General features: G+C 44.0%; 14 protein-coding genes and 2 pseudogenes. 7 read left to right on the forward strand and 9 right to left on the reverse strand.

Annotated elements, in window-relative coordinates; genetic code table 11:
• Nucleotides 1-877: 877 nt before the first annotated feature.
• Nucleotides 878-1,207: a class I SAM-dependent methyltransferase gene (locus tag OB236_RS14345; protein ID WP_262684619.1), complete on the reverse strand. Its 330-nt coding sequence runs from the start codon at nucleotides 1,205-1,207 to the stop codon at nucleotides 878-880.
• Nucleotides 1,208-1,461: 254 nt separating this feature from the next.
• Here OB236_RS14345 and OB236_RS14350 point away from each other — a divergent pair, with 254 nt between their 5' ends.
• The 6 genes and pseudogenes from OB236_RS14350 to OB236_RS14375 form a co-directional block, all read left to right on the forward strand.
• Entirely contained in the window at nucleotides 1,462-2,973 is a 1,512-nt protein-coding gene (locus tag OB236_RS14350) for a spore germination protein (protein ID WP_262684620.1), read from the forward strand.
• Entirely contained in the window at nucleotides 2,970-4,148 is a 1,179-nt protein-coding gene (locus OB236_RS14355) for a Ger(x)C family spore germination protein (protein WP_262684621.1), read from the forward strand. The genes OB236_RS14350 and OB236_RS14355 overlap by 4 nt, the downstream gene beginning before the upstream one ends.
• Nucleotides 4,149-4,150: 2 nt before the next feature.
• Nucleotides 4,151-4,393 (forward strand): hypothetical protein, encoded by a 243-nt coding sequence (locus tag OB236_RS14360; RefSeq protein ID WP_262684622.1) that lies wholly within the window; start codon nucleotides 4,151-4,153, stop codon nucleotides 4,391-4,393.
• Nucleotides 4,394-4,422: 29 nt separating this feature from the next.
• On the forward strand, nucleotides 4,423-5,532 hold the full coding sequence (locus OB236_RS14365; RefSeq protein WP_262684623.1) for a GerAB/ArcD/ProY family transporter: 1,110 nt from the start codon (nucleotides 4,423-4,425) through the stop codon (nucleotides 5,530-5,532).
• Nucleotides 5,533-5,678: 146 nt separating this feature from the next.
• Nucleotides 5,679-5,816, forward strand: a pseudogene (locus tag OB236_RS14370) (IS6 family transposase); the annotation flags it as partial.
• Nucleotides 5,817-6,017, forward strand: a pseudogene (locus tag OB236_RS14375) (TetR/AcrR family transcriptional regulator); the annotation flags it as partial.
• A 438-nt stretch (nucleotides 6,018-6,455) separates the two neighbouring features.
• Here the strand turns inward: OB236_RS14375 and OB236_RS14380 are convergent.
• The 6 genes from OB236_RS14380 to OB236_RS14405 form a co-directional block, all read right to left on the reverse strand.
• Nucleotides 6,456-6,608: a hypothetical protein gene (locus OB236_RS14380; protein ID WP_262684624.1), complete on the reverse strand. Its 153-nt coding sequence runs from the start codon at nucleotides 6,606-6,608 to the stop codon at nucleotides 6,456-6,458.
• Nucleotides 6,586-7,680 (reverse strand): hypothetical protein, encoded by a 1,095-nt coding sequence (locus OB236_RS14385; protein WP_262684625.1) that lies wholly within the window; start codon nucleotides 7,678-7,680, stop codon nucleotides 6,586-6,588. The genes OB236_RS14380 and OB236_RS14385 overlap by 23 nt, the downstream gene beginning before the upstream one ends.
• Nucleotides 7,681-7,809: 129 nt before the next feature.
• The gene (locus OB236_RS14390; protein WP_262684626.1) at nucleotides 7,810-8,664 is read right to left on the reverse strand and encodes a DNA adenine methylase; all 855 of its coding nucleotides are present in this window, start codon (nucleotides 8,662-8,664) and stop codon (nucleotides 7,810-7,812) included.
• 215 nt (nucleotides 8,665-8,879) lie between these two features.
• Nucleotides 8,880-10,736: a group II intron reverse transcriptase/maturase gene (gene ltrA, locus OB236_RS14395; RefSeq protein WP_262684627.1), complete on the reverse strand. Its 1,857-nt coding sequence runs from the start codon at nucleotides 10,734-10,736 to the stop codon at nucleotides 8,880-8,882.
• Between the two features lie 756 nt (nucleotides 10,737-11,492).
• A complete protein-coding gene (locus OB236_RS14400; protein ID WP_262684628.1) occupies nucleotides 11,493-12,026 on the reverse strand; it encodes a hypothetical protein in 534 nt (177 codons plus the stop codon).
• Nucleotides 11,959-12,384 carry a hypothetical protein gene (locus tag OB236_RS14405; protein ID WP_262684629.1) on the reverse strand — a complete coding sequence of 142 codons (426 nt, stop codon included), beginning with the start codon at nucleotides 12,382-12,384 and terminating at the stop codon, nucleotides 11,959-11,961. Before OB236_RS14405 ends, OB236_RS14400 begins: the two co-directional genes overlap by 68 nt.
• Nucleotides 12,385-12,821: 437 nt before the next feature.
• Between OB236_RS14405 and OB236_RS14410 the strand changes: the two genes are divergently transcribed.
• Nucleotides 12,822-13,415: a helix-turn-helix domain-containing protein gene (locus OB236_RS14410; protein WP_262684630.1), complete on the forward strand. Its 594-nt coding sequence runs from the start codon at nucleotides 12,822-12,824 to the stop codon at nucleotides 13,413-13,415.
• A 212-nt stretch (nucleotides 13,416-13,627) separates the two neighbouring features.
• Here OB236_RS14410 and OB236_RS14415 read toward each other — a convergent pair whose 3' ends face one another.
• A complete protein-coding gene (locus OB236_RS14415; RefSeq protein ID WP_262684631.1) occupies nucleotides 13,628-15,544 on the reverse strand; it encodes a phosphoadenosine phosphosulfate reductase domain-containing protein in 1,917 nt (638 codons plus the stop codon).
• Between the two features lie 78 nt (nucleotides 15,545-15,622).
• Nucleotides 15,623-17,065, reverse strand: coding sequence for a DNA cytosine methyltransferase (locus tag OB236_RS14420; RefSeq protein ID WP_262684632.1), 1,443 nt, complete (start codon nucleotides 17,063-17,065; stop codon nucleotides 15,623-15,625).
• Between the last annotated feature and the right edge of the window lie 27 nt (nucleotides 17,066-17,092).

The raw sequence follows: 17,092 nt of genomic DNA on the forward strand, positions 1-17,092 counted from the left end.
TTTTGTTTTCATATTATATCACCCTTAATTATTATACCGTCCAGACGGTTTTATTTCAAGCTGTCAATATATGAATGATATCATTGGGCTTGGAACAATTATGTTCCCCTAATCTTGGATTCGTATAACCTGCCTCCCTTCCCCTTGGCAATTACATCGGAACCATTTCATCTACAGCATTCCAAATTGGGTACCGTTTTTTCGTTCAACACGTTTAGTTGCAATCTGTATCCACTGTTTAATAGTTGATACAGATTTGAATAGTCAGTCTATTCATTATCCATTAGCTTATCTTCTAATGGGCAAGATTTTGGCGGTATTATTTCTCTCAGTTCCTCTCATAATAATTCGGGCTTCTGATTACTCCGACTACTAGAGAAAGAATTGATACTACTTTTTGTTTTTATGCTAGACCTTTGCTTATTTGTTTAATCCAAGTGTTCACATCCATCAAATGTAGGAACATTTGTGACGCTAGACTAAACTACGTGGTATTAAATTGAAATAGGACAACGTTTGTCTCATAAACCAAAAATCGGATCAAGTTTGTGTCGCGAGCTGACGTCACAAACTTGATCCGATAAATAAAAAAAATCCCTAAGTTATTAAAACCATTATGGGACAATGGTTGTGTCGTCCGACATTTCTAAAAAAAGCCGCAATTAAGGGACTTTTAATGTAACAATGATGTTGACTTCCGACACTTTCTTTCAGAATGTCCAGAGCTGTGGATAGTTTTTGGAAAAAATCGATGCACTACGTCATCCTCAATTTGTTCAATCGCTCCATAAAGGATCAGTACCGCCCCATTCGTCCCAATTGTACGATAACATTCCTGAAGCATCGTTATCGGGGCATCCATATGATGAATCAAGTGTCACATAAAGACAGCATCAAAATAACCATCAAGAAAAGGGAGATTGTATGCATCCCCAACAATAAACTGAATCAATTTCTCCGTATCCTTTTCCTTGGTTTTACTCAGCATAGCTTTAGAAGCATCAACTCCAGTTACTTTGTAACCGAGTCTGTTTGCAATAGGAATAGAGAACTTCCCTGTTCCGCAACCTAAATCCAGAAACCTGACAGCAGGTTGCCTGTGAATATAACTCCGTATGAGCTCCAGCCATTGGGCAAGACTTTGCTCGATAAGGTAACTTCCTTGATCGTACCAGTCCGCTATTTTACTGTAATCGGCTTTCTGCATCTGGACCACCCCATCCGTTCGGTTAATTTGTCCGTCATTGATTTCCGTAATCCTTGATGATCATACTCATATGCGATGTACCGTCCATCTGGTGAGGGGCCGGCGGAAAGTTACGACGATTCACCGTTCCGGGCGTCTTTCCGCAGACGTTCAAGGCAGCGTTCGAATAAAAAGTATCGGACAGAATAAATTTCGTTTTCTTAGGAATCATAAGCAAGTATAGCCATTATTTCTCACGAAGGAGGAGTGCCGGGATGAAGCAATCTGCCCCTCAAACGTTGATTTCGCAGAGCTTGTCAGAAAATTCGAAGATTGTCCAACATATTTTCACGGATTGCAAAGATCTGATCCTTTTACCTTGGAGCTATGGGCCGGGACTTGAGCAAGCGGCCATGTCCGTCTATTTGAACACCTTGGTTCAGGATAAAACAATCAATGACATGAAGCAGGTTCTTCAGAGCCTGGTTCCGCATGAGGTCGGCCCCGCTTCCTCGGTTACAGCCGAAGACGTGAAGCATTTTTACGCGAACAACGGCGTATCCGCTCAATCCGCAACCTTGCTGAAAGAGATTGAGCAGGCTGTCGATCATATTTTGGACGGGAAACTGGTGATTTTCTTCGATCATTGGAATCAGGCTTTGAGCTACGCAACGCAAAACAATCTTCAGCGTCAAATCAGCGAGCCGATTATGGAACCCGTCGTGCAGGGCCCTCATCTAAGCACGATCGAAAATCTCGACATCAATATTGGGTTGATCCGAAGTCTGCTGAAATCTCCTCGCCTTAAATTTCATTATTTGACAGCCGGGGAAGAGAGCCGCAGACGTTTCGCCTACGGATACCTGGACGGAGCCGTTAATCCGGAGACCCTTAATGAATTCATAAAACGGATTTCGTCCATAGACCGGGAAGAGATTCTAGAAACTTCTTATCTGGAGGATTGGCTCGGCGAAGCTTTACTCACTCCCTTTCCTCAGTTGCGCTACACGGAGAGGCCCGACACGGCTGTAGCCGCCCTGCTGGACGGTAAAATCATCACTATGGTAAATGGGACGCCAACGATTCTACTCTGCCCAGGACTTTTCTTCGAATTTTTCACGAGCAGTGAGGATTACTACCAGAATACGATTTTCACTTCATTAGTCCGGTTCCTCCGTATATTCGCGTTTCTGATCGCGCTTCTTCTGCCGAGCACTTACATCGCGCTGACGACCTTTCATTCCGAGCTTATTCCCACCGTTCTCTTATTGGCCATTCTGGACACTCGCGAGGGAATTCCGTTCCCGGCCTTTGCGGAAGCGCTGATCATGGAATTTTTCTTCGAGCTGTTGCGAGAAGCGGGCATTCGACTGCCTCGCCCGATCGGCTCCGCGGTCAGCATAGTCGGAGCTCTGGTCATCGGACAGGCTGCCATTCAAGCTAAGATTGCCTCGCCCGTTATGGTTATTGTCGTCGCTCTCACAGGAATCGCTTCTTTCTCGCTACCGCAATACAGCATGTCAATCGCCATCCGCGTACTTCGTTTTCTCTTTATGATTTTAGCGGCCACCATGGGGGGGATCGGCATCATGATCGGGATCCTTCTATCCTTCCTGCACCTCAGCTCTCTCCGCTCACTGGGTCAGCCTTATCTGGGACCTATCGAGCCGCTTGATATTCGGCAGCTTAGGGATTTGTTCATCATGGTGCCGAGAAAGTGGTTGTTACACTCTCCGCGGAACCGCCATCTGCATAAAAAAACGGCCGGAAGGCAGAAGGCCCCATGAGAACACGGTTAGCAAACGGCCTGCCTGCCATTGTGATTTTCCTTCTTTTATCCGGATGCTGGGATAAGACGGAACTGCCGGAGCACGGCTATGTTCAGGCTGTGGCTCTCGACCTGAGCAAGGAAGGAAAGGTGGAAGTAACCACTCACTTCTTCAAGCCTACGGGCGGGTCAACCGAAGCTGCCGGTTCCTCTGCACAAGGGAAAAAAGGGCTCAGTATTCGCACAGAAGCGGATACCCTATTCGAGGCAGTTAGAGACATTCCCCTCCATTTCGGACGCAAAGCAAAATGGGATCATATACGCGTCATAATTATAGGAGAGAATATGGTCCGGCAGCAGAACATCCGTGAAACTCTTGATTTTTTCTCCAGAGACCATGAACCGAGAGGCACCGTGCTGATTCTCATAGCCAAGGGCAAGGCGGGCAGCTATTTGAATATCCCTCCATTTATTGAAAATACGATCGGGCAGCAATTGCGGGAAATCGAGGAATACGGAGCCAAATATTCGGCCAAGACTTCCAACATTCCGCTTCTGAATCTCTCTATTCAGCTAAAAAGCGAAACGGGAATTGCGATGGTCCCTTATTTGCAAAAAGGCGGAGCTAAAAAGAGTGTTACTGCAGCCGGGTTGGCTTTACTAAAAAACGGCAAACTGTACGGGAGCATCCTCTCCCCCGAAAACACCGAGTCACTGATTATGCTTCTTGATCATTACAAGAAAGGAATCGTGGAATTCAACTGCACAAACGCCATCGGCGGGGCTGCAAATAAAAGGGAATCCTTCGAGATCCAGACTCTGCATACCGTATTAACGCCGGTCATCCGTGACAGAAGCATTTCCGTTGGCGTTCGGATTCATATACAGGGAACGGTCGGCGAAATGCGCTGCTCGGTTTTGAAAAATAGAGCGGACGAACGAAAGTATGAGGACAAAGTCATTGAGGAGGTGGCCGGGGACATTGACAAGGTTTTGAAGCTGCTTCAGACCGAGAAGGTCGATGCCTTGGGGATCGGCGATCGAATTTACAGATCGCACCCTGCCCTGTGGAAAAAATTGAAGACTGGTTGGGATGAGCACTTTGCTAACATCCGATTTCACGTTTCCGTCACGGTAGACGTCCTAAATACTGGGTTGAATACCGGTCAGCCCTATGGCAAAAAGGAGAGCTGATTTTGCTCGTAAGATCGATTTGCTTTCTGCTTCTCTTTGGGAGCGTCTTGCTCGTCGACTTCTCCCTCTGGCAGCGTGCGGCCAAGCGGGAACGGCTCGTTTACGGTTTTCTGATGCTGCCTATTCTTTATCTGGGGGTCATGTTTGCGGCCGGAAAGTTCTGGCCCAACCTAGATGAACTAATGGACTGGTTATTGGCGGAGCCGGCTGAGCGCATAGTCCGGTTTCTCAAGCCACAATCCTAACACCCGTCTTTTAACTTAGGGAGGAACATATGGAGAAACAGGAGACGATCAGCCCCATTCAGACTGTACTGTTATTTTTGGCAGGAATGACTGGCTCATCCATCGTTCTAATTCCGGGCCCCCTTACCGGCGCCGCCCGGAACGGGGCATGGCTGTCACTGCTGTTTGCATTCTTAGTGGGCATGATTCTGTTAGCGTGCATCCTCTATTTGCATCACTGTTATCCAGGCCTTAGCTTAATCGAATATAGCCGTCAAGCGATTGGATCGGGGTTGTCGCTCCTATTTGCAGTGCCTTTCATACTGACGCTATTCTGGCAGGAATCCGCCATTGTCATGGAAATAGGCGATTTCTTTAAAAGCACGATGATGAAAAATACGCCTACTTCTTTCATCAACGCCATGTTTTTTATTACGATCGGCCTGACGGCCCGCGCCGGGATTGAGGTTATGGCCCGAATGTTTGTGGTTTTGCTGTTTATTATGTTCGGGTTTATCTTCGTGGTCTGGGTCCTGGTCGCTCCTTATTATCATTTTGAATATGTATTGCCGATTATGCCGGACGGCATAAAGCCCATCCTGCACGGCGCATACATTTCATTAGGTTTTCCCTATGTCGAGATTGTCATTTACAGCATGCTTCTTCCATCCACTCGACCGCAGGCGAGCCAGAAGCTCGGAAAGTATATGTTTGGAGCCTTGGCCATAAACGGGGTTACACTGATAATATCCATCCTGGTCTCCATCATGGTGTTTGGACCGGTGGCGGGAGACTTGAAATACTCGCTGTATCAGCTTGCGCGACTCATCTTTATCGAGGAAATCATCGAGAGAATCGAGTCGGTAATCGGTATTTCGCTGATTGCAGGCTCCTTTATGAAAGCATCAATCGTTTTGTTCATCCTTGCGAAGGCGATGTCCCAGGTGTTCCGAATAACAAATTACCGTCTTCTGATCCTTCCCATCGCGCTCATAGCTCTGCTGCTTTCGGTTACCATGTATTCAAACGGAGCGGCGTTCAACGAAGATGGATATACGGTGTGGCCGCTAACGGATAGCCTCGTATACGCGCTCCCTACGCTATTGATCGTAATTGTGACCCTATTGAAAAAAACAAAAACAGGAAGGCACCCGACCTGACTCCCGTTAGTCCGTTGTGGTGCAAAGCTCCTTTTTCATGATAACGTAACTGTTAATGACGTTATAGGATGAAGCAGTTTACCATGGAAAGCAACTTGAATTTATTTAGATGAGCGCAGTATGAATCAGCAGTCACTTTACTAACTGTGAGATGGTATTTAAAATATAGTTTAAGCTATCGAAACATCGTAGAAATGATGAGCGAGCGCGGAATTGAAATTTCCCATACGACGATCATGAGACGGGTACATGAGCTTGGGCCCGATATAGACAAACGAATAAAAATTCGAAAAGTGGACAGAAGAATAGCCAAATCTCAAGAAGCGATAAAAAAAGCTGTTTTAGACCTGATGTCTGATAAAGATTTTAATCAGATTACCATCCAAGATACCTCCGACAGGGCAAATGTTAGCCGAAAAACGATTTATCTTCATTGCATGGATAAACTCGATTTATTAGATAAGCTTATTGAAGATCATATCAACTACGGGTATTGTGCAGAGCAACGTTAGCCATTGCTCCGCGCCATAGACCATCCAGTTTGCGAGCGTCTGCCTCGAGATCCTCTTGCCGGTACGGGCGTGGGGTCCCACCGATTGTTTTGTACGACTACCAGCCATCGCGTGGCGGCGAGCATCTTTTATTTTAAAAGGGTTCGTTTATTTGTAACTATCAGTTGAAATGCTTTTTGTCATATTAATTACGGTATGTCCAAACGAATTATTGATTGCTGGAAGAATCTTTCCCTCACTCATTCAATCATCTCTCTCCTTTAAGTTGTTTTATACCTATTAACCCACCACAATTCAATCATATAATCCGAATTCACATTGTCGTGACAATAGATTCTTTTCAACCATATTTTCCGGATAACCGGTTTAAACAAAAAAACCTCGAACAAATCGAGGTTTGATAAATAAAAATTAAACTTTCAATAAAACATTTTCTGTTTTTTGTTCGGTTACGGCAGCTCTTTCAGTGAAATACTTTAACACATTTTGACGCAGTTTTCTTCTATTGCTCATAATTTGTTCTTGAGAAATATCCTCTAATTTAATTGGCCTGTTCTTCAGCATCCTGAGTAGCCTCCTTGGTCGCTATCATGTGTTTTTGTAAGATTAAACAAAAAACATGAACTAGTCTACGAATTTGTCTTGACTCTATTGTATCATTGGATAAAACAAGAGACAAGGCACGCTCATCAGAATCATCGAAGTGGAAGCACCACACCCATTTCTCTCCTTTAAGCATTCTCATAGAAAAGGCAACTACGAGTCTACCTGGATAAGGAGTGTCTGCAAAAGCAGCATTTGTTGCGCTTTTAACAGCGGTGACAACTGCGTACTCAGGATCGCGCGGAATACTAAGATCAATTTGCTTGGGACTGCCTCCTGAAGTGCCAACATCTTTAATTTTTCTCAACATATTATTATTCAAGGCATAAATAGTAAATGGTGTAACAAATCTCAGATCGCTAAAATCCAGAACATCATTCGTTAGTCGATATAAATTTGCATTTATTTCGGTAATGATACTAACTAAATAATTGATGGAAGCATCGGACTTGTCCACCTCCGATGTTAGGGATGCAATGAAAATCTGATGTTCCTTATTTTGTCTCTTTTCATCTATTATCATCGCTTCAAGTGTATGAATGCTGTTATCGGTTCGTGGACCAAGAAGAGAATTAACAGATGAAGCCAAGCCATTGAAGGAAAAATCATCTTTTTGGATAAAATGCGACCAGAGTTTATATTCCTCCGGGCGTGTTGCTTTCAAGGCTTCAACATGAAATTCTGGATGGCCTAGAGTGGCCATCTTGGCTATGTGGCGTTGCACAAGGATATAGTATGTTGCAAACAATATAACGATGCTGATTCCAATGATGTAACTTAGGGGAAGGCTATTATACCAACCGGTAAGAACAACAATTGCTGGTGCCATCAATGGAAACAAAAAACCTTTTGCAAAAGTGAGTAGTTTGAAATGTTTGGCAAGTCCTATGATTTGATTAATAGGAGCTAACCAGGCTTGTCCCCTCCATTCTTCATTTTTTTGACTTCTCATCTTCTCAATGACCGGGTCGAACAAGTCTTTGATATCAGTAAGATAGCTATGATAATTCTTTTGAATTTCCTCTGGCTTCAATTTATCTCACCTTCCATTTTTATACTTATGAAGATATTTTTCATGAATTATGAGTGAAGATGAACGGATATCGCTGTCAAACTCATAAACAAGTCTGGCAGCGGTATCGTCCGGGTCAAGTCAGCATTTTTAAAAAAGGTTGATTTGCTGGCCTGTTTCATCAGGTATATAATTCATGAAAAAAAATTCCGTTTCTTCTCTTCTGGATTGACCTAAAGCTCCTTTTTTCACCGTTCCAACCTTAGCTTTAGTCGTAACATAATGCCACCCCTGGTAAAGCTCTAATATTTCTGGGTCTCCATAATACGTGACTATGCACTTTCCTTCGATGCTTTGAAGCATCTTCGCAAGTTTCACATGGTCCTCCCATGAAAATCCCCCTTGATACATATGTTCCCGTCCCAAATAGGGTGCATCGCAGAAGAAGAAAGTCATAGTTGAATCGTAACGTTTAATTATTTCACTGTAGTCTAAGCACTCAATCAATACATTCCGAAACCGGGTTTCGAAGATATCAAGACGTTTGACGGCATTCTGATAATCAAACGCCGAATATTTCACTTTTGAATATCGAAAGCCGCTCTTGCTATTGGGTGAAGGTATCAGACACTGCCGCAGCATGTAAAAATAACGGACAGCACGTTCAAAACGATCCTCGGGAATTTCCTGACCCAACCAGGACTCATAAAGCAGACGACTGGTTGGTAAGGTTGCTAATGCCCCTATTAGATCAGTTTTTCGTGAACGGAGTGTAAGTAGAAAATTAATGAGCTCCCCGTCTATGTCGTTAAAAACTTCTACTCTTCTTGGAACGATATCCATGGCGGTGGTCATATGCCCACCACCACCACAAACATCTACCCAACAACGAAATGATTGCGGAATGTACCGTTTGATTTCCTTAGCCAAAAATGACTTTCCTCCAAAATAGCGTAAGGGCGAAATGCTGATGCTACGGTTAATATCAACTCTCTTAATATCCATATTCCATCTCTCCTGTTTTCCGTATCATATGGAATCGATGCGGAAATAGGCAGGACTCTATTTGTCCTCAAGCGCTTTCTCGAACAGACCGCGCAAGGTAAGGTAAGAGCCCGACGCCTGGTGGTGTCTCCACCACTGGTTTTCGTGCTCTCCCTCCCGAACCGGACGTACATCTTTCAATGTATCCGGCTCTCCGGTATTCGACGACTGAGTCTTTATTTTGCAGATACTTTCTTGTGCGGTTTGAGTCCTCTTGTCAGCGTACCATTATGAATATCATGATGGCATTTTTTGCAGACAATGAGGGTTTTGCGTCTAATAGCGCACATCTCAATCACCCATCTAGGGGCTACTTTTCCTCTTTTAAGATATTTCTTCTTGATATCCTTCAGCTTTCGCACATGATGAACCTCGAAATCAGAGCGATTCATACTTTCGATTTCACATAGCTCGCAGCGGTTTGCATTGAGTCTATCGATTATCGGTCGGTGCGAGCTATAGGTACGGAAGACGGGGGCCTCAGAGACGCCCGGGACCGGAAGATCTTTCTTCTTCAGAGGATCATTAAAGTAGGTTTGCGTCTTATCTCCTTTGTTAGTCGAGTATTTGACTCCAAAGATGTTCCTTGTACCGGTACCTACTTTGCGCTTAACGTTAATGCCGTAGGCTTGAATCACCTTTGCTAAGGAGCGATCTTCTTTTCTGGCGATAGTTTTCAGCAAACTGAAATAGTGAAAGTATTTGAATTTCCCCAATTTCTTACCGACATCAGTGGCTAGGCTATAATAGTTGTACAACCCGCGTATCTCAGAATTAAACATCATAAGGATGTCTAAAACTGGATGATTCATTCTGGCTGAGAAGTGAGTTGGTTTTCCGAATTGAGAAAAAGGTTTGATCTTATCATTGATTACATCTTTCGGCACTAAGAGTTGAATTGCCCCGGAAGAGCTCCTTGTCTTAGTTCGACCGACTTTGGTAAGCACGGAAGTATCAGTCACTTTTGTCATCTCATATCCAAGAAACCTAACTCTGTCCGTAGACAGATTGGTCACGAGTGTTTTCTCATTGTTTAGCTCCAGCTTCAGGCTGTCAGCCAAGAAGTTTTTTATTTGCCCTTTCAGTCGGTAGGCCAATTCTTTCTTACCCCAGATGAAAACGACAAAGTCATCGGCGTACCGGGTATATTTAACGATATTAAAAGAGTCATGGTCTATGGATGGTAGCAGTCTCATTTGCATGAGAAATTCGTCTGCTGCCTCCATGTCCCCTTTCTTCACAGCCCTTTTCCTCTTATCTTTTAGGCTCTGGTATACAGGATTCTTCTTCCTATAGGTTTTATCTGTCCCCCATGTATATTCTTTGCATTTTTCCTTCATAAAAATATCTAATTCATGAAGAAAAATATTAGCTAGAATTGGGCTAATGATTCCACCTTGAGGAGTGCCCGACAGGGAGTTGTGAACTTGCTTAAACTCCCAATATCCGGCTTTTAGAAACCTCCTGATCAGTTCGAGAAATCGACCATCTGATATCCTTTTAGATATAGCATTCAAGAGTACCGAATGATCAATGTTATCGAAGAACCCCTTTATATCGCCTTCTATTACCCAACTTGCTCCTCTGCAAGTCTCCTTGATTCGGTGCAAGGACGTATGACAACTTCTGTTCAGACGGAACCCGTGGGAACTGTCCAGGAAAGTTGGCTCGAATATCGCTTCCAGAAGCATTCTCATGACTTCCTGTACCAGCTTATCCGTAAAGGTTGGGATGCCGAGGGGACGTAACTTTCCTGATTTCTTAGGGATGTGCGTCCTTCTTACGGGCTTAGGGTAATATGACTCTTGGCGTAACTCATTGATGAGACCGTAGACTTTATTCATGTTGAAGCCGTCTATGGTTTCGTCAGTGACACCTGCGGTCATATTCCCTTGCTTCTGATGGATATTGGCATAGGCAGCAAGGTACAAGTCTGGATTGAATAAATGCCGATATATTCGATCAAACCGGAAATTGGGTTTCTCTGCAGATTTATGACTCAGTATCGTTAAAATAGCTTCGGCTGATTGCATTTCGCATACCTCCATAAGTTAACAATACGAATTACCTGCTCTCCTTCGCCATGTACCAGACTTTCTCTGGCTCGGACTACTACGAGAGCTCCGTAACCATACCTGATATTCAAACTTCATTCAGGTTACCCTGATCTTAGTCATAGCCTTGATGGCGTTCAGGTGAAGGTTATCCCCGTTTAGTCATATGAGTACAGCGGGAAAACTCCCACTTGATTGACTTAGGTTTCCCACTCATTACCTTGGCGCACTTTCGGTGCGTTGGGATCGCTCGGTGATGAGCCCGTAGACCCCGAGTTGATGACCGTCGCGTAGCACTTACGACAGTCATGAGCTACTCCATGCGCGTCTCATCTAGCTTTCGCGCACCCTGGATTTTAAGGCGAGGTAATTGGGATTCAAGCAGTTTAGCTTTAACCATATCAATCCTTGACCTAGCGGCGTCCGCCTTCCATTTGCTAGCTTGAAAGGCTACTCGCTTTTACCGGCATGCTATGTTCCCGTTTGGCGTTTCCACCTCAGGTAAGCCGGTTGGTCAACGGTCCAACTCGTCCTAAACCGTATCTCTGCGGAGACGATACTCATATGCCCTGTTACGGGCGCGCTGCTACTTATCCCGAAGGGAGCTCGCATGAAGGGGGCTGCAGTGAACCTCGAATTCGGGTAGCACAAGGGCTTACCCGCTCCTTCCTCACACCTGAAATCAGAGAGTATGGGGTCGTTTTCTATTCATATTATTCATATTTCCACCGGTCCTTATTTGACAAGAACAATCTGAGTCCGCAGCAGTGCTTCGCTGATCTTATTTTCCATCAGCAAGGTATAGTTCCGCTTAATCAGATATAAAGTAAATTTTGCCATGCTCCTACCATATTTATTTTTTACATTCTCAAAGTTGTAATGGGCATGAAGATCAGCGAGTGATTTCTGGGACTGTATGAAGCCTACAAACTCACCAGAACAATCCTCATCTTTCATCACGTCCTCCAATTCTCGGAGTGCGTTCTTCTCCTCTTTCCGCTTTTGCCGATAATTACCGTACAGCTGCTTAAGTTCTTCCAGATTCTTTTCGATTCCGTAAACATGCGCAAGATTACCGTACTTTGTTATTATCTCGCTGGCTTCTTGCGGTGTCTGGAAGCGAACAATCGACGTAATATGCCATTTTTCACGTTGAATTTCTTTGAGTTTTCGCTTATTACTTTGCTCTTCCTCAATTAAATCAGCGTAATAAGAAGGCTTCGTTCCAAGAGGAACGCCGTCTCCATAGAGTCGGGTACGAAACACCATGAATATCGAACAATTGCTTCAGCGGATCGGCTAATGTCCGGCCTGTATGAATTTCTACAAAGGGAAGCGGGTTCATCTTGAGAATCAAATCCAGTACCTTGTTCGCAAGTCCGGCAGCCTCACTTTTCCGTGGATGGTTCTTTTGCATCGGATAAGGTTGGACTACTTCTTCATATCCAATGATTCGCTGATCATAATGGCTTAGAAAGAAAATGTCCTCACGAGGAAAATCTCTGGATTCCATGAACTCAATAACAGCGTTAATCCATCGGCTTTGCTTCCCTTGATAAAACAGGTATGCTGGTGCCGCTTCACCTGGTCTTGCCGAAGATTCTGTAATGAGAGAAATTCTTCGCACAAAATCACTCCTATTTCTTTTTTATTTTCTTCTGCTTTAAACTTAGATTAGGATCTGCATCCCCTAGCTCCATTTTCCGAATTTAATAACCTCCCTGTTTTTGGACACAAAAAAATGGAGAACGCAAAAAAAGCATACGTGTCCCGTATACCTTTATGGTCTCCATTGTCTTGAACCTATATTTACAAGCTAGCTAAAGTAGCTTATCCCCTTCCCTGCACGAATCATTAGCTGCAAGGAAAATCTATCAGAATCGTAATGTTATTATTATATATTCTTTTAATAAATTAGGGAAGAGAACAATAGCAGGCAACTTCGTCATGCATGTAGTAGTTTTTCGATATAATAAAGATTTAGACTAAAACCATCATCGTATTGTCACTATATCGTGACTATGATACAATAATGTCACGACAACGTGACAAGGGAGAGTTGGCATGGATATGAAAAGATTTGCTTTCCAAATTACACTTGTTAATGGTACTAGGTTATGGCCAGCAAACATATTCCCTAAAGAATCATATTATGGGGATAAGGCAGAGAGTGATCTGGAAAAGATTAAAGATTTACTTGATAGAGAAGGTTGTATTGATGTGCAATCGTCCAGTTATGATCAAGAGGGGAAACAAGCACCGTTTCAAAACGGAGTAATATACAAAACAGATATTGCTTTTATTCAGGGACCAATTCAGCAATATAATTCTACAGAATTGACGATCAATGAAGTTTTTAGTTTAACGGAAGCGGCTGCTTATTGGGGGCTTACTGATGGAGCTACGATTCGTAAAGCAATTGAGCGTAATAAATTTCGAGAAGGTGAACAAAGAAAATCGGATTCCGTTAACTTAGTTACTTATCCGGCTATGCAGCGTGTCTTTGGGGCGATTCCATTAACAAAGTGGAATGATGTTCCTTGTTTAACAGTAACAAAAGCTTTTCTGGATGAAGCACGGGTTTTATTGGACGGTTATAAACCACTATATAGTGAAGTAGCAAAAAGAGAGCGAAAGTATTCAGCACCTCTTGAATAGTCTAAAACATTATATCAATCCGCTTTACAAGAAATAACTTTTCATATGACGGAAATAGCCACACTGTACAATCCAGTGCGGCCTCATTATTAACTAACTAATCGGAGTAATACCAGCTCGAACTGAACCGTTCAACATTAGCATAATGGTAAAAACGACTATAGCCCTCATTTAAATTTCATATACACCGTTATGGTTTGCCTCCTCTGGTTTCACTGTGCCTCCTTCATCCAATACGGTATAATTTCACCTGCTTCAATCATGGCCATTACTCTATCAATAGCATCAATGGTTTCAGGAGTACGATGATCAATTCTACCTGTCGGATTCATGATCGGATCATACACATTAGCCATAATTAGTGGTTCAACTGTATAAAAGCGACGAAGTGTATTGCGGAAGCGCTGACTAACAGGTATTCCCTCTGAGAGTTCTCGCTTAGCAACCTGACTGAAAATCTCGTCTACTTCTTCATCCTTTATAGGAATACCCAATTCAAGCATCTTTTGAAGAAGAATTGTACGGAGATCAAGGCCAAGGTTGCCGAAGCCGGGCTCAAAGCGTTGCAGGCCGTGATTGTCACGTTTATACCCAGTCATTCCACAATATCTCAAATCTTGCGATCCCTTAAAGTAGGATCTCATACGATAATATGGCTCAAGCTCAGGGTAGTCGCCACCTGTTCCATCATCCCCAATTGATAGATTTCGTAGAGAGATGTCATCTGAGACAATTGTACAAGACCAGCATCCCATACGAGCAGCACGCCCTGTACATGAACGAACTGCCTCGTTGTCGCTCATAATGGAAGCGCCTATGGGGCACTCAGCTATTCCACCCATAGAGGAACCATATAGATTAATCAAATGGTGATTGCCGTAACCTGCCCACGGTGTTTCATTTCGAACAAGGTACGTGACAACATCTGTTGCTGTCCAGTTGCGGATTGGAGCGCAGGTCCGTATTCCCTCCAAAACATGGTTGCCGTAGAACTCATCCGCATAATGACGTTCGATACTTTCCGATCGGCTTACACTTTCGGAAGAACGAAGTCCAAGCAACTGGCAGACGATCATCCCATCTCTAACAAATTGTTGCAGTGCCAAGCGTCCTGGAATTGTCTTGAGTCGCGAAACACACCATTTGTGATTGGGATCGCTTGGGGTTTTGTATCCGCGTCCAAATACCGTAACCATATAACTGTCTTGAATTTTTGGCTCCACGATCAGAAAAGGAATATCAAGGCCAAGACTATCCACAGCTTCTTTAAGGCGACGAACATGGGCTTGCATCAGAGGATTATCTACGCCGGTGTCGGCTGATACGATAAACAGCTGCGCCCTCGAATGAGGATGAAGTATTTTGTACCGGATGCTTTTTTGCATCACGACAGATGAATCTTTTCCGCCACTGACCGGAATAACGCAAACATCATTTTCTTGAAAAGCACGAGCAATGGCTTCATCTGTAGCCTGCTCCAGGGAGATCGGAACAGAATCAGCAATAACCATCTGCTCGCCTTTGAAAGGCTCTTTTTTACTATGAGTGATGAAAGGATCAATGGGAAATAATTCAACCTGTATGCCCTCTTCCTTCAGATGCAGCGACGGCCATGGTATCGATTTCTTTACCCCGTAAGGAGGAAAGGGCATATCGTCTCCGAAAACCTCCACGGTAAGTGTAATAGATGCTTTCTTTACGACAAACATCAACTTGTGGCAGGGCGAGTCTAGATGCCAGTCATAGGAGCCGGACAACTCGGATTCCAGCGCATCGATGTACGCCTGCTCAGGAACCGTAATAGAGAAACCACTCTCCTTAAGATTTTCTGAAAAATCGAACAAACCTTCACCCATGGGAAGACGGTTATACGTGTACTTACTCTCTTTACCGAAGAGCTCCTCAATGGGTGCTTCATCCAGAAAGTGATGCAACACAATATAGGTTCCATTTGACCCAAAGATAGCACTCCAGTCACGCACGACACCATAATACTGTAAGCCAAACCCTTGTAACAATTTCCATATTCCCCGCGTCAGATTCGTCTGTTTTTTCAGATTTACAGCTGGATTTATCTTGTTTGGAGCGTCTTCAAAATGATAGTTCTTTTCATCCTCCACGATAATCATATGTATGGCCTCCCTTTCCCCCGCTGTATCGGTGGGGTTGTTGTGAAAACCCACCCATGCAGGGGAAATCAGGAAAATTTAAGCGCCTAAAACGAATGAAAATTGACCATTTGGATCTACCTTCATCCAGCTTTCTGTTTGTACGGGAGCGGGACGGTTACTGTTGGCACCAAGGCGTGACATCATGAGATGGTAGGCAGCTTCAATGCCTATTGCTTTAGCCACCCGACAATCGACACCATTACCAATCATGTACATCCGTTTTGTTTCAGAAATTGATTCTGGGAAACCGAAGTCATCTGGGATATCAAGAATCCGAGAAGCCTCCCAAGATGTAAACGGACGCCATAAATTTGGATGGTCTGGATGCAATAGATAAGAGCTCGTAACTTGGATTTTTGAATACGAAGCAACGAGTGCTGCCATACGTGTATCATTCGGCTTAACCAAAGTGTAATTTTTATCCGCTTTAAAATTGTTGTTTCCGGATTTATTCAGTAGCCCTTCCATGACAGTACCACGTGTTTCACGGAATGGTGCCCGGTTTTCCCAATCCTTGCCGATGGTCTGTTCAATAGTTGGCCGGCGATGATCAGGGATCTTAGGCTCGGGCCACTTGAAATTTTCCAATGGCGACTGAGACATGACTACATAGCCTCGGTTCCGGCCAGCCGGACTGCCAAAATCAAATGCGTTCAAGTTCATTTGCGTAATATACGGAAATGAATGCTGAAGTAACATCTTTAAATGCTCATAACTGCGGCTTCCGAAGTAGGGAATGATCTCCTCGATGAGCACGATCTTCGCTTGGCTGGCTAGAACCAGGTTTGCATAAAATGGACCCATGCCTTCCAAAAAACCACCTGCACTTCCTTGACCGACAAGCAACGAGTATTTGGTACAAGATGGTGAGAGCCATACAGCATCTACCGGTTCCAAATAATCCGGATGAAGTTTGCGAAGGTCGCCCCAATAAGAAGCTCCATCAGGAAAGTTAAATTTATAAGTCTCAACGGCTTCTGAGAGAATATCACCGCCAAAAACCGGTTCGAAAAATCCTGTGGATTCCAACGCTTTTGTGGCTAGACCCGCTCCTGATGGTAGGCTCATCAGCCTAAATTTTTTAAGGTCGCTCCCCTGAAGGGCTGGCCTGTCAAAGACGCAAAAATCAAAGCTCTGCTCTTCACGAACAATTAAAATGCCATCGGCAACCAGAATATCGATACGTTTGCGCTGCCGAATGACAACAGAAATTTGTTCGTTGCATCGGTCCATGAGTGGCCGTTCTTTCGTCTGCCCTGCTCGCTTACGCCGTGAAACCACATGATCGCCAATGTCAGACTTCTTGAAGACAAGCGCTCGCTTATCCATGACAACAGTCATCTCGATTCGATCACCAGGCTTTAGATTTGCTGCCTCGAGCACAAGGGATTCGAAGAACAACCATGTTTTATTGGCTTTGACAGATGTACCAACATTTCTTATAAAAGACACATTCTTACTGAATACATTTCGTGACATCCCTCATACCTCCATAGACTCCCGCTG

The organism is Paenibacillus baimaensis (assembly GCF_025567575.1).

Bases quoted from the DNA above. Each gene is read 5' to 3' on its own strand.
- OB236_RS14345 (WP_262684619.1), bottom strand. From the start codon at position 1,207: ATGCAGAAAGCCGATTACAGTAAAATAGCGGACTGGTACGATCAAGGA.
- OB236_RS14350 (WP_262684620.1), top strand. From the start codon at position 1,462: ATGAAGCAATCTGCCCCTCAAACGTTGATTTCGCAGAGCTTGTCAGAA.
- OB236_RS14355 (WP_262684621.1), top strand. From the start codon at position 2,970: ATGAGAACACGGTTAGCAAACGGCCTGCCTGCCATTGTGATTTTCCTT.
- OB236_RS14365 (WP_262684623.1), top strand. From the start codon at position 4,423: ATGGAGAAACAGGAGACGATCAGCCCCATTCAGACTGTACTGTTATTT.
- OB236_RS14380 (WP_262684624.1), bottom strand. From the start codon at position 6,608: ATGCTGAAGAACAGGCCAATTAAATTAGAGGATATTTCTCAAGAACAA.
- OB236_RS14390 (WP_262684626.1), bottom strand. From the start codon at position 8,664: ATGGATATTAAGAGAGTTGATATTAACCGTAGCATCAGCATTTCGCCC.
- ltrA (WP_262684627.1), bottom strand. From the start codon at position 10,736: ATGCAATCAGCCGAAGCTATTTTAACGATACTGAGTCATAAATCTGCA.
- OB236_RS14400 (WP_262684628.1), bottom strand. From the start codon at position 12,026: ATGGTGTTTCGTACCCGACTCTATGGAGACGGCGTTCCTCTTGGAACG.
- OB236_RS14410 (WP_262684630.1), top strand. From the start codon at position 12,822: ATGGATATGAAAAGATTTGCTTTCCAAATTACACTTGTTAATGGTACT.
- OB236_RS14415 (WP_262684631.1), bottom strand. From the start codon at position 15,544: ATGATTATCGTGGAGGATGAAAAGAACTATCATTTTGAAGACGCTCCA.
- OB236_RS14420 (WP_262684632.1), bottom strand. From the start codon at position 17,065: ATGTCACGAAATGTATTCAGTAAGAATGTGTCTTTTATAAGAAATGTT.